Annotated in this window: 12 protein-coding genes; 3 read left to right on the top strand and 9 right to left on the bottom strand. The window is 67.4% G+C overall.

The genetic code is table 11. The annotated features are described in order from the left end of the window. Window positions 1–31 precede the first annotated feature (31 nt). The 5 genes from prmA to ABSY19_RS18810 form a co-directional block, all read right to left on the bottom strand. Window positions 32–961, bottom strand: a complete 930-nt coding sequence (gene prmA, locus ABSY19_RS18830; protein WP_382154635.1) for a 50S ribosomal protein L11 methyltransferase — start codon at window positions 959–961, stop codon at window positions 32–34. After that, window positions 951–2,300 (bottom strand): acetyl-CoA carboxylase biotin carboxylase subunit, encoded by a 1,350-nt coding sequence (accC, locus tag ABSY19_RS18825; RefSeq protein WP_291119323.1) that lies wholly within the window; start codon window positions 2,298–2,300, stop codon window positions 951–953. The genes prmA and accC overlap by 11 nt, the downstream gene beginning before the upstream one ends. Window positions 2,301–2,319: 19 nt before the next feature. Further along, on the bottom strand, window positions 2,320–2,784 hold the full coding sequence (accB, locus tag ABSY19_RS18820) for an acetyl-CoA carboxylase biotin carboxyl carrier protein (RefSeq protein WP_382154632.1): 465 nt from the start codon (window positions 2,782–2,784) through the stop codon (window positions 2,320–2,322). Between the two features lie 229 nt (window positions 2,785–3,013). Next, window positions 3,014–3,541 carry a TlpA family protein disulfide reductase gene (locus ABSY19_RS18815; RefSeq protein WP_382154629.1) on the bottom strand — a complete coding sequence of 176 codons (528 nt, stop codon included), beginning with the start codon at window positions 3,539–3,541 and terminating at the stop codon, window positions 3,014–3,016. Then, complete coding sequence (locus tag ABSY19_RS18810; RefSeq protein WP_382154626.1) at window positions 3,538–4,146, bottom strand: hypothetical protein; 609 nt, start codon at window positions 4,144–4,146, stop codon at window positions 3,538–3,540. The genes ABSY19_RS18815 and ABSY19_RS18810 overlap by 4 nt, the downstream gene beginning before the upstream one ends. A 90-nt stretch (window positions 4,147–4,236) precedes the next feature. Here ABSY19_RS18810 and mpl point away from each other — a divergent pair, with 90 nt between their 5' ends. Beyond that, the gene (gene mpl / locus ABSY19_RS18805; RefSeq protein WP_382154623.1) at window positions 4,237–5,622 is read left to right on the top strand and encodes a UDP-N-acetylmuramate:L-alanyl-gamma-D-glutamyl-meso-diaminopimelate ligase; all 1,386 of its coding nucleotides are present in this window, start codon (window positions 4,237–4,239) and stop codon (window positions 5,620–5,622) included. 3 nt (window positions 5,623–5,625) lie between these two features. Here the strand turns inward: mpl and ABSY19_RS18800 are convergent, their stop codons facing one another. The 4 genes from ABSY19_RS18800 to rodA form a co-directional block, all read right to left on the bottom strand. Beyond that, window positions 5,626–5,946 (bottom strand): hypothetical protein, encoded by a 321-nt coding sequence (locus ABSY19_RS18800; RefSeq protein WP_291119309.1) that lies wholly within the window; start codon window positions 5,944–5,946, stop codon window positions 5,626–5,628. An 82-nt stretch (window positions 5,947–6,028) separates the two neighbouring features. Then, window positions 6,029–7,162, bottom strand: coding sequence for a 3-deoxy-7-phosphoheptulonate synthase (locus ABSY19_RS18795; protein WP_382154620.1), 1,134 nt, complete (start codon window positions 7,160–7,162; stop codon window positions 6,029–6,031). A gap of 217 nt (window positions 7,163–7,379) precedes the next feature. Beyond that, window positions 7,380–8,840, bottom strand: a complete 1,461-nt coding sequence (gene tldD, locus ABSY19_RS18790) for a metalloprotease TldD (RefSeq protein ID WP_382154617.1) — start codon at window positions 8,838–8,840, stop codon at window positions 7,380–7,382. A 60-nt stretch (window positions 8,841–8,900) separates the two neighbouring features. Further along, window positions 8,901–10,058, bottom strand: coding sequence for a rod shape-determining protein RodA (gene rodA / locus ABSY19_RS18785; RefSeq protein ID WP_382154614.1), 1,158 nt, complete (start codon window positions 10,056–10,058; stop codon window positions 8,901–8,903). 25 nt (window positions 10,059–10,083) lie between these two features. On the opposite strand from rodA, the gene ABSY19_RS18780 reads away from it, so the two are divergent. Further along, complete coding sequence (locus ABSY19_RS18780) at window positions 10,084–10,695, top strand: YqiA/YcfP family alpha/beta fold hydrolase (RefSeq protein ID WP_382154611.1); 612 nt, start codon at window positions 10,084–10,086, stop codon at window positions 10,693–10,695. 24 nt (window positions 10,696–10,719) lie between these two features. Further along, window positions 10,720–12,795: a ribonuclease catalytic domain-containing protein gene (locus tag ABSY19_RS18775; RefSeq protein WP_382154608.1), complete on the top strand. Its 2,076-nt coding sequence runs from the start codon at window positions 10,720–10,722 to the stop codon at window positions 12,793–12,795. Window positions 12,796–12,798 lie beyond the last annotated feature (3 nt).

Raw genomic sequence — 12,798 nt, 5'->3', positions numbered from 1 at the left:
GCGCCGATTATCGCGGGCGCGACAGGCAGCCTCAGGCCTTGACGGCGGTCATGAGGATCCAGCCATCCTCTTCGTCGCTGACCTGCAACGCCACCCACGGCGCGTAGGCTTCGATCAGCTCATCGGCCTGGCGCGCCAGAATGCCCGCGAGCACCAGCCGGCCACCCGGGCGCACGTGCGAACACAGCAACGGTGCGAGCACTTTCAACGGCGTGGCCAGGATGTTGGCCAGCACCAGATCGTGTTCGCCCTGCGCCAGATCGGGCAAGCCGGCCGACAGCACCGCGTGGTTGGCCTCGGCATTGAGCCGGGTGGACTCCACCGCCGCGGGGTCGATGTCCACCGCAATGATCTCGCGCGCACCGAACTTGGCCGCACCGATGGCCAGGATGCCCGAGCCACAGCCATAGTCCAGCACCCGCGGCCCCACAGGGCCGTGTTGCGCGGTCCAGCGCAGGCACATGCGGGTCGTCGGGTGGGTGCCCGTGCCAAAGGCAAGACCGGGGTCGAGCCGGATGACCTGTTGCGCGGCGGCGGGTGGCTCGTGCCAGGTCGGCACGATCCAGAAGCTGGGCGTGATCTCGACCGGCTCGAATTGCGATTGCGTCAGCCGCACCCAATCCTGATCGGGCACCGGGCGCACGCCCTGCACCGCACAGCCCGCAAAGAAGTCCTGTACCGCCAGCAACTGCGCGGCGTCGCGGGCCGCGGCGTCGGTGGGGAACAGCGCCACCACGCGCGAGCGCTGCCAACCCTCCTTGGGCGGCGGCATGCCAGGCTCGCCGAACAGCGCCGATTCGGCGTCGGTCATCGCGTCGGCGTCTTCCACCGACACGCTGAGCGCGTCCAGCGCGACCAGGGCATCGCCCACGTCGTCCACCGCCGCCTCGGGCACCAGCAGCACCAGCTCAAAAAGAGACCCAGCCGGCGGCTGGGTCAGTTGGAAGGCTTCAGCGCTCACGTTGGGACAGCCACTCTTCCAGGTAGTGGATGTTGGTGCCGCCGGTCACGAAGTTCGCGTCCACCATCAGCTCGCGGTGCAGCGGGATGTTGGTGTTGATGCCTTCGATCACGGTCTCGGCCAGCGCCGTGCGCATGCGCGCCAGGGCCTGCTCCCGCGTGTCGCCGTGCACGATGATCTTGCCGATCATCGAGTCGTAGTTCGGCGGCACGAAGTAGTTGGTGTAGACGTGGGAGTCCACGCGAACACCCGGGCCACCAGGCGCGTGCCAGGTCGTGATGCGACCGGGCGACGGGGTGAACTTGTAGGCGTCTTCGGCGTTGATGCGGCACTCGATGGCATGCCCGCGCAGCTCGATCTGGCGCTGCGTGAACGGCAGCTTCTCGCCCGCGGCCACCGCGATCTGGGTGCGCACGATGTCCACGCCCGAAATCCACTCGGTCACCGGGTGCTCCACCTGCACGCGGGTGTTCATTTCGATGAAGTAGAACTCACCGTTCTCGAACAGGAATTCGAAGGTGCCGGCGCCCCGGTAACCGATCTTCTTGCAGGCCGCGGCGCAACGCTCGCCGATCTTCTCGATCAGGCGGCGCGGGATGCCGGGTGCAGGCGCTTCCTCGATCACCTTCTGGTGGCGGCGCTGCATGGAACAGTCGCGCTCGCCCAGGTACACCGCGTTGCGGTGCTGGTCGGCCAGGATCTGGATCTCGATGTGGCGCGGGTTCTGGAGAAATTTCTCCATGTAGACCTCGGGATTGCCGAAGGCCGCGCCGGCTTCCGCCTTGGTGGTCTGCACCGCGTGCAGCAGGGCCGCTTCGGTGTGCACCACGCGCATGCCGCGCCCACCGCCGCCACCGGCGGCCTTGATGATCACCGGGTAGCCCACCGCCTTGGCGGTGCGCTTGATCACGACGGGGTCGTCGGGCAGTGCGCCTTCCGAACCCGGCACGCAGGGCACGCCCGCGCGGATCATGGCCTGCTTGGCCGACACCTTGTCACCCATCGTGCGGATGGACTCCGGCGTGGGGCCGATGAAGGTGAAGCCGCTCTTCTCGACGCGCTCGGCGAAATCGGCGTTCTCCGACAGGAAACCGTAGCCGGGGTGGATGGCTTCGGCGTCGGTCACTTCAGCGGCCGAGATGATGGCCGGCATGTTGAGGTAACTCTGGGCGCTCGGCGCCGGGCCGATGCAGACTGCCTCGTCGGCCAGACGCACGTACTTGGCGTCGCGGTCGGCCTCGGAATACACCATCACCGCCTTGATGCCCATTTCCCGGCAGGCGCGCTGAATGCGCAGCGCGATCTCCCCCCGGTTGGCAATCAGGATTTTTTTGAACATGGGCTCGGGGCCTTCTTCTTTATTCGATCACGTACATGGGCTGTCCGTACTCCACCGCCTGGCCGTTCTCCACCAGGATCTGGGTCACGGTGCCGGACTTGTCGGCCTCGATCTCGTTGAGGATCTTCATCGCTTCCACGATGCAGATCGTCTCGCCTTCCTTGATGGTGTCACCGATCTCGACGAAGGGCTTCGCACCCGGGCTCGACGCACGGTAGAAGGTGCCCACCATGGGCGACTTCACGGTGTGCCCGGCCGGCGCGGCAGGGGCGGCGGCCACCGGGGCGGCGGGCGTCACTTCGACGGCCGGCACCAGGGGTGGAGACACCGGTGCGGGGGCCATGCTGTAGGTCACGGGCGCGGCGGCCACGACAGGCGCGCTCTTGACGATGCGCACCTTGCCTTCGGCCTCGGTGATTTCCAGCTCGGACACGTTCGACTCGGACACGAGGTCGATCAGTGTCTTCAGTTTTCTCAAATCCATGATTTCTCCAACGAAGTTCGGTCAAGTTGATCTAAAAGCACTCAATTTCAACGAACTAAGAGCTGACCAACCCGCCGGGGTGCCGCAGTGTACACGAACGGACCGGCTTCCCAACCTCGCCCGCTGGAGGGTTTTCAACCCGGGGCAAGGGATGACTCATTGAGTCATTTTTGCGAAAACGACGAATTTACCTCTTTTTCTCGTCGAGTTCGAGTGGGTTGACGAAAGGTCAACCCAACTCGGCCCACTGCGCCAGATCGGTCTCCGAGACCTTGCCGAGCTTGCGGTGCAGCAGCGCACCATCGGCCCCGAACACCACGCTGAAGGGCAAGGCCCCGGTCGCATTGCCCAGGCTGCGGCTGAGCTCCGTGCCCGCGAAGCCTGCCATGCCCACCGGAAAATTCAGCGGCAGCTTCTGCATGAAGCTGCGCACCGCGCTGGGCTGATCGACCGCCAGGCCCAGCACCTGCCAGCCCTTGGCGGCCTGCGCGGTGTGGAACTGGTTCAGCATCGGCAGCTCCTCCACGCACGGCGGGCACCAGGTCGCCCAGAAATTCACCAGCAAGGGCTTGCCACGGAAATCGCTCATGCGCACGGCTTCACCGTTCGGTCCGTCGAACGACCCGGCCCAGAACGCGGCCTCGGCCTCGCTCATCACCGGCTGGAGCTGAAGGCGCCGCGTGGCCAGCAAGGCGCCGGCACCGCCAGCGACCACCGCCACGCCGGCCATCCAGAGGGTTCTTCGCTGCAGGCTCATGCCGCCACCTCCCCGGCCAGCAGGCGGCGCAAGGCCGCCGCATCGCCGCGCGGCTTGCGCCCCTGGGCGTCGGGCTTGAGGGCGCCGCGCTGGTCGTCCAGGTCGTGCACCATCAGATGCACCAGCACCCACTGGCCCAGCGCCTCGCTTCGCACGCGCAGCGTCAACGCCTCCACGGGTTCGCCGCGCCAACCGTTGACCGTGCCCGGGTGGTACTCGACGCGGTGATCGAGCAGCGTCCACTCAGGCGCCTTGGGGTCTTCGCAGAACAGCTGAAGATAGATATCGCTGTGCCGGGTGGCCGTGCCGTGCCAGACGGCGCCGCCCAGGTGAGGGCGAAAGGCCTGCAGGCGGACCATCCAGAGCAAGGCGAGTTCGCGCAGCGCGCGCAACTCGACGGCCTGGGTTTCCGGGCAGAACACGGCGATGTCCTCGCGCACCGCGGCATCCAGCATCGCGTTGTCGGGCAGGGGCGTGCGCGCCGGCAAGCCCAGCTGCTTGACCGCGCGGCGCTTGGCCGCGGCATATTCCAGGCCCTCCTCGACCACCAGTCGGGCGGCCACGGCGGCGATTTCGTGGGAAGTGTCGTCTCGGCTGGCATCCATGGAGGGGGATTGTGCCCGCTGGCGGCGGCGCCCACGGCGCGCGCGGCCCATACCCGCAAACCCGGTGGGTGCGCCCCCTAGAATCCCGGGATGCACATTCATATTCTGGGCATCTGCGGCACCTTCATGGGCGGTCTCGCCGCCCTGGCCCGCGAAGCCGGCCACCGCGTGACCGGCTGCGACGCCGGCGTCTATCCCCCCATGAGCGACCAGCTGCGCGCGCTGGGCATCGACCTCATCGAAGGCTTCGGCGCCGACCAGCTGGCCCTTCAGCCCGACGTGTTCGTGGTCGGCAACGTGGTCAGCCGGGCCCGCACGGCAGATGGCACACCCAAGTTCCCACTGATGGAAGCCATCATGGACAGCGGCGCGGCCTACACCAGCGGCCCGCAGTGGCTGGCCGAACACGTGCTGCAGGGCCGCCATGTGCTGGCCGTCGCCGGCACGCACGGCAAGACCACCACCACCGGCATGCTGACCTGGATCCTGGAGGCCAACGGCCTGCAACCCGGCTTCCTGATTGGTGGCGTGCCGATGAACTTCGATGTGTCGGCCCGCCTGGGCCAGGGCAAGACCTTCACCATCGAAGCCGACGAGTACGACACCGCGTTCTTCGACAAGCGCAGCAAGTTCGTGCACTACCGACCCCGCACCGCGATCCTGAACAACCTCGAGTTCGACCACGCCGACATTTTTGACGACCTCGCGGCGATCGAACGCCAGTTCCACCACCTCATCCGCACCGTGCCGGGCAACGGCCGTGTGGTCGTCAACGGCCTGGAAGAAAGCCTCGAGCGCGTGCTGCACAAGGGCCTCTGGAGCGAATTGCGCAGCTTCGGTGCGGCGGTGAGTGATTTCACCGCCCAGGGCGAACCCCACGCCTTCGACGTGTTGCACCGCGGCCAACCAGTCGGCCGTGTGGAGTGGGCACTCACCGGCGTGCACAACCAGCTCAATGGCCTGGCGGCCATCGCCGCGGCCGAGCACGTGGGTGTGGCCCCGGTGGACGCCGCGCGCGCCTTGAGCAGCTTCGAGAACGTGCGCCGGCGCATGGAAGTGCGGGGCATGGTGCCTCGCGCGGGCGGCGCGATCACGGTCTACGACGACTTCGCGCACCACCCCACCGCCATCCACACCACGCTCGATGGCCTGCAACGCAAGCTGGGCCAGCCGCGTGGTCGCATCCTGGCGGTGTTCGAGCCACGCAGCAACACCATGAAGCTGGGCACGATGAAGTCCCAGCTGCCTTGGAGCCTGGAGGCGGCAGACCTGGCGTTCTGCCACTCGGGCGGGCTGGACTGGAACGCGGCCGAGGCCCTGGCACCCATGGGTGCGCGGGCGCAGGTCGGCCGCAACATCGACGAACTGGTGGCCCAGGTGACGGCAGCCGCTCAAGCCGGCGACCACATCGTCTGCATGAGCAACGGCGGCTTCGGCGGTGTGCACGACCGCCTGCTCAAGGCCCTGGCCGCCTGAAGCTCAATACGTCAGCACGTGCTTCGGCACGTCGATCGACACCACCGGTTTGGCCAGCGCCGCGCTCGCGGCGCGGGCAAAGGCCACCGCCCAGGGACGGTGCGCCGCATCCCGGAAATGGCCCTCCCCAGCGGCTTCGGCCACGCACAGGATCTTGTCGGCCGTCAGCACCTTGCCGGTCGGCCGGATCGGGTCACAGCCCAGGGTGGTGAACTGTTCGTCGAGCCAGGCGCGCGCATGGTCGTGCGGCATCGGCTGCACCTCCTCGAGATCGAACGGGTAAGAGGCGGTGCCGCCCCAGCTCACGGTGACTTGGCTGCGCATGTCGGGTTCTCCTGATCGGTGATTCGCCCCATTGTGGACCGCGCGCCGTGCGCGATCCACCCCGTGAAAGCCCGTGGCGGCATCAGCCCCGCGCGTGGCGGGCGGTCTGCACCGCCGCCGACAGGACCTCGAGCGCCTGCAGCGAATCGCCCCAGCCCAGGCAGGCGTCGGTGATGCTCTGGCCGTACTTGAGCGCACCCACCTCGTCCTTGCCCGGGGTGAACTTCTGCGCGCCGGCTTCGATGTGGCTCTCGATCATCACGCCGAAGATGCTGCGCGAGCCGCCGACGATCTGGCCCGCGATGTCGCGCGCCACCTCGAGCTGCTTCTCGTGCTGCTTGCTGCTGTTGGCGTGGCTGCAGTCGACCATCAGGCGCGGCGGCAGCTTGGCGGCTTCGAGTTCCTTCACCGAAGCGGCCACGCTGGCAGCGTCGTAGTTGGGCGCTTTGCCACCGCGCAGGATCACGTGGCAGTCCTTGTTGCCATTGGTCTGCACGATCGCCACCTGGCCGTTCTTGTGCACCGAGAGGAAATGGTGGCCGCGCGAGGCGGCCTGAATCGCGTCGGTGGCGATCTTGATGTTGCCGTCGGTGCCGTTCTTGAAGCCGATCGGGGCCGAGAGGCCCGAGGCCAGCTCGCGGTGCACCTGGCTTTCGGTGGTGCGCGCGCCGATGGCGCCCCAGGCGATCAGGTCGCCGATGTATTGCGGCGAGATCACGTCGAGGAACTCGCTGCCCGCGGGCAGGCCCAGGCGGTTGATCTCGATCAGCAGCTGGCGCGCGATGCGCAGACCTTCGTCGATGCGGTAGCTCTCGTCCAGGTAGGGGTCGTTGATCAGGCCCTTCCAGCCCACGGTGGTGCGCGGCTTCTCGAAGTAGACGCGCATCACGATCTCCAGCGTGTCGGCGTACTTCTCGCGCAGCGGCTTGAGGCGGCGCGCGTAGTCGACTGCGGCGGCCGGATCGTGGATGGAGCACGGGCCGATCACGACCAGCAGACGGTCGTCCTGTCCATGCAGGATGCGGTGAATGCGCTGGCGGGTCTGGCTGATGAGCGCTTCCACCGGCGTGCCGCCGATGGGGAAGAAGCGGATCAGGTGTTCAGGAGGGGGCAACACGGTGATGTCCTTGATGCGTTCGTCGTCGGTCTGGCTGGTTTTGTCGACAGGACGGGCATGCCAGGCGTCGCTGCTGGCGGGGGCGTTCTTGGCGGTCATCACGGGGCTCCTGAGTGGGGTTGAATCAAAAAACGGTTCGAAGGGGCGAAAAAAAACCGCCGGGCTTGGAGCTCCGGCGGTTGTGTCGAGATTCGGTGATGCGCTTACAGCTTCGCCTCTCGTCCGCCGGGGACTGAGAACCAAAAATAAAAGGCAAAAAAGGCGAAGCGCGAAGACATGGGTTCGAAATGTAGCACAGGCAATTGAAAACGCCGAGTCAAGCGGTGCCACCGACCGTCAGGCCATCGATGCGCAGCGTCGGCTGGCCCACGCCCACCGGCACGCTCTGGCCTTCCTTGCCGCAGGTGCCCACGCCGCTGTCGAGCTTCATGTCGTTGCCGATCATGCTGACGCGGGTCAGCGCGTCCGGGCCATTGCCCACCAGCGTGGCGCCCTTCACCGGGTACTGGATCTGGCCGTTCTCCACCCAGTAGGCCTGGCTGGCCGAGAACACGAACTTGCCGCTGGTGATGTCGACCTGACCACCGCCGAAGTTGGTGGCGTACAGGCCTTTCTTGATGCTGGCCACGATTTCCTCGGGCGCCTTGTCGCCACCCAGCATGTAGGTGTTGGTCATGCGGGGCATGGGCACGTGGGCGTAGCTCTCGCGACGGCCATTGCCGGTGGGCTTCACGCCCATCAGGCGCGCGTTCATCGCGTCCTGGATGTAGCCGCGCAGAATGCCGTCCTCGATCAGCACGTTGCGCTGCGAGGTGTGGCCTTCATCGTCCACGTTGAGCGAGCCCCGGCGGTCGGCGATGGTGCCGTCGTCGAGCACGGTCACGCCCTTGGCCGCCACGCGCTGGCCGATGCGGCCGGCGAAAGCGCTGGAGCCCTTGCGGTTGAAATCGCCTTCCAGCCCGTGGCCCACCGCCTCGTGCAGCAGGATGCCGGGCCAGCCCGAGCCCAGCACCACCACCATCTCGCCGGCCGGTGCAGGGCGTGCATCGAGGTTCGTCAGCGCGTAGGACACGGCCTCGTCCACGTAGGACTGCACCATGGCGTCGCCGAAATAGGCCAGGCCGAAACGGCCGCCGCCGCCGGACGAACCGGCTTCGCGCCGGCCCGATTGCTCGGCGATCACCGTCACCGACAGGCGGATCAGCGGGCGCACATCGGCCGCCAGGGTGCCGTCGGCGCGCGCCACCAGCACCACGTCGTATTCGCTCGCCAGGCCGGCCATGACCTGCTTCACGCGCGGGTCCTTGGCCTTGGCCATGCGCTCCACTTTTTCCAGCAGCGCGACCTTGGCGGTGCTGTCGAGCGTGGCGATCGGGTCCAGGCCCGGGTAGAGCGAACGCGACTTGGGCACCTTCACCGCCGGCACGCGCACCTTGCGGCCCAGGCCCTGTGCCGAAATCGAGCGCACCGTGTGGGCGGCATCGATCAGCGAGTCCCAGGACAGGTCGTCGGAATAGGCGAACGCCGTCTTTTCACCGCTGACCGCGCGCACGCCGACCCCCTGGTCGATGCTGAAGCTGCCGGTCTTGACGATGCCCTCTTCCAGGCTCCAGCCTTCGCTGCGCGTGGTCTGGAAATACAGGTCGGCGTCGTCCACGCCGTGCGACATGATCTCGCCGAGCGCGCGCTGCAGGTGCGTGGGGCTCAGCCCGAACGGTTCGAGCAACAGGCTTTGGGCGGTGGCCAGACGGGCCAGGGTGGGTTCGCGTGAAATCATCGGCCCATTGTAAGAACCCTGGCGCCGCGCGCTGCCGTCAGGGTCTTGCCGTCAACCGCTCTAGGACTGCATCAGGCGCTTGGACTTGGCGATCGACATCAGGATGCCCAGCCCCACGCCCAGCGTCACCATGGCCGTGCCGCCGTAGCTCACGAAAGGCAGCGGCACCCCCACCACCGGCAGGATGCCGCTGACCATGCCCATGTTGACGAAGGCATAGACGAACACGTTGAGCGTGACCGCGGCCGCCACCAGCCGGGAAAACTGGGTCGGCGCCTCCACCGCGATCAGCAGGCCACGCACGATGAGGAAGATGAAGCCGGACATGAGGCCCAACACCCCCATGAGGCCGAATTCCTCGGAAAAGGCGGCGTAGATGAAATCGGTGGTGCGCTCGGGGATGAACTCCAGGTGGGTCTGCGTGCCCTGCATGAAGCCCTTGCCCCAGATGCCACCCGAGCCGATGGCGATCATGCCCTGGATGATGTGGAAGCCCTTGCCCAGCGGGTCTTTCGAGGGGTCCAGCAGGGTGCACACGCGCTGGCGCTGGTACTCGTGCAGGATCTGCCAGTCCACGCCCGGCGCGCACATCTGCGGCTCCATGGCGATCAGCGTCACCACGCCGATCACGCCCAGCAGCACCGGCGGCAGGATCAGCTTCCAGCTCAGGCCGGCGAAAAAGATGACGGCCAGGCCGGACGACATCACCAGCAGCGAGGTGCCCAGATCGGGCTGCTTGAGGATGAGCGCCACCGGGATGATGAGCAGGATGCCGGCCGCCACGAAATCCAGCGGCTTGAGCTGGCCTTCCCGGCGGTGGAACCACCAGGCCAGCATCAGCGGCATGGCGATCTTCATGAGTTCGCTGGGCTGGATGACGGTGACACCGATGTCCAGCCAGCGCTGCGACCCCTTGCGCATGATGCCGAACAGCTCCACGCCCAGCAGCAGCATCACACCCAGGGTGTACAGCGGCACGGCCAGCGTCATCAACCGGTGCGGCGGTACCTGCGACACGAGGAACATCAGCCCCACGGCCAGCAGCATGTTGCGGCTGTGTGCGGCGAAGCGGGTGCCGTGGTCGAAGCCCACCGAATACATGGTGATCAGGCCGGCGCCGGCCATCAGCAGGATGGCGAACAGCAGCCAGCCGTCAAAGCCCTGAAAAATCGGGGCGATGCGCTGCAGCAGGGTGGGTTTGTCGAAGACGGCGGCCATGTTGGGCCCCGATTATCCTTCGCTCATGACATCCCCCACCACCCACCTGTTGTACCTGCATGGTTTTCGTTCGTCGCCGCAATCGATGAAGGCGCAGAAGGTCGCCGCGCGCATGCAGGCGCGGCACCCGAAGGTGGTCTGGTGGTGCCCTCAACTGCCGCCCTCCCCGCGCGAAGCCATGGACATGGTGGTGCGCGGCGTGCAGGACTGGCCGCGCGAGACCATGGGCGTCGTCGGTTCGTCGCTGGGCGGCTTCTACGCGCGCTGGCTGGCGCTGCAGACCGGCTGCCGCCGCACGGTGCTGCTCAACCCGGCCGTGTTTCCCGCGCGCGACCTGGTGAAATACATCGGCGAACAGACCGCCTGGCACGACCCGCAGGCGCGCTTCGTCGTCGATGCGGCCTTCATGGGGGAGCTTCAGCAACAGCAGGACGACATCGCCCGCCTGGCTCCTTTGCACCCGGCCTCGCCGGAGCACCAGTTCGCCATCGTGGCCAAAGGCGACGAGGTGCTGGACTGGCGCGAAATGATGGCCTTCTGCGCAGGGGGCACGACCCGCCTGCTGGAGGGCGGCGACCACGCCATCAGCGCCTTCGACGACCACATCGACGACCTGTTCCGTTTCCTGGACCTGTAACGGCCCCATGGGACAATCGCGCCCATGCACATCCTGTTTGATGAAGCCGGCAAGCTGTTGACCGGCCGCCTCCTGTCCGAGGCCGAAAGTTCCCTGCAAGTCGAGCTCGAATCCGGCAAACGCGTCAAGGTCAAGTCGGCCAATGCCCTGCTGCGCTTCGAAAAACCCGCCCCCAGCCAGCTGATGCCCGCGGCCACCGCCCTGGCGGAGAGCATGGAGCTGGAGCTGGCCTACGAATTCGCGCCCGAAGACGAGTTCGGTTTCGCGGACCTCGCCCACGAGTATTTCAGCGACAAGGCGGGCATCACCGAACAGGTGGCCGCGCTCCTGTGCCTGCAAGGCGCGCCGCACTACTTCCGCCGCGCCGGCAAGGGCCGCTACAAGAAGGCGCCGGCCGACATCCTCGCGCAGGCCCTGGCCGCGATCGAGAAGAAGAAACAGGTGCAGGCACAGATCGAGGCCTGGGCGGCCGAGCTCGCCAGCGGCAGTTGCCCGGCGCCGGTGCGCCAGCAGCTCTACAAGCTGCTGTTCCGGCCGGACAAGAACGCGCCCGAGTACAAAGCCGTGGTGGAAGCCGCGCGCACCAGCCACACCGCGCCGCTCACCCTGCTGCAGAACGCCGGCGCCATCAGCAGCGCCTACCAGTTCCACTGGCAGCGCTTCCTGTTCGACCAGTTCCCCAAGGGCACGGGCTTTCCCCCGCTGCAGGCCCCGGTCATCGCCGACGAGTTGCCCCTGGCGCCGGTGCAGGCCTTCTCCATCGACGATTCGCAGACCACCGAGATCGACGACGCGCTCTCGCTGCAAGGCCTGGGCAGCGGCAGCGTCACGCTGGGCATCCACATCGCGGCGCCCGGCCTGGCCGTGGCGCCGGAAGGCCCCATCGACCAGGTGGCGCGCACACGCCTGTCCACCGTCTACATGCCGGGCCACAAGCTCACCATGCTGCCCGACGAGGTGGTGCAGGCCTACACGCTCATGGCCGGGCGCGATTGCCCCGCCGTATCCCTGTACGTCAGCTTCGACGAAGCCACCCTGGCCGTCACCGGCAGCCGCACCGCGCTGGAGCGAGTGCCGATCGCGCTCAACCTGCGGCACGACCAGCTCGACACGGTGATCACCGAAGCCTGGCTCGCGGGCGAGGCGCCGGCGACCGATGTCCCCGCCGAGATCGCGGCCCTGCAACCCTCGCTGGGTTTCCTGTTCCGCCTGGCCCTGCACCTCAAGGCGCAGCGCGAAGTCGTGCGCGGCAAACCCGAGAACTTCACCCGCCCGGACTACACCTTCCGCCTCGAAGGCGTGAGCGGCGACGAACCGCAGGGCGACGAGCGGGTGGTCATCGGCACCCGCAAACGCGGTGCCCCGCTGGACCTGATGGTGGCCGAGGCCATGATCCTGGCCAACAGCACCTGGGGCAACTGGCTGGCCGACTGCGGCGTGCCCGGCATCTACCGCAGCCAGGCCAGCCTGCAGCCCGGCGTCAAGGTGCGCATGGGCACCAAGGCACAGCCGCATGCGGGCATCGGCGTCAAGAGCTACGCCTGGAGCACCTCGCCCCTGCGCCGCTACGTGGACCTGGTCAACCAGTGGCAGATCATTGCCTGCGCGCGCCACGGCAAGACCGCCGCGCTGGCCGCGCCGTTCAAGCCCAAGGACGCCAACCTGTTCTCCATCATCAGCGCCTTCGACGCCGCCTACACGGCGTACAACGGCTTCCAGAACGGCATGGAGCGCTACTGGACGCTGCAGTACCTGCGGCAGGAAGGCGTCACCGAACTCACCGCCACCCTGATCAAGGACAACCTGGTGCGCGCCGACACCCTGCCCCTGGTGCTGCCGGTGCTGGGCGCCGACGGCCTGCCGCGCGGCGCGCATGTGCGCGTGAAGCTGGGCGAGATCGACGACATCACGCTCGACATCCACGGCACCGTGACCGAGCGGCTGGACCTGCCGGTGGACGACGTGGGCGAGACCGCGGGCGACGACGCCGAGGAAGAGGAGGCACTGGCCGCGCCGCTGGCCCTGGCCATCGACGTCAACGAAACCGAGGGCGAAAGCGCCGCCCAGCCCCCCCAAACGCCCGGCCCGGCAGGGGATTGAGGC

The sequence above is a fragment of the Hydrogenophaga sp. ANAO-22 genome, assembly GCF_042466645.1.
Lineage (GTDB): Bacteria > Pseudomonadota > Gammaproteobacteria > Burkholderiales > Burkholderiaceae_C > Hydrogenophaga.
The sequence above is the reverse complement of the archived record's forward strand: the minus strand, read 5'-3'. Positions and strand labels throughout refer to the sequence as shown.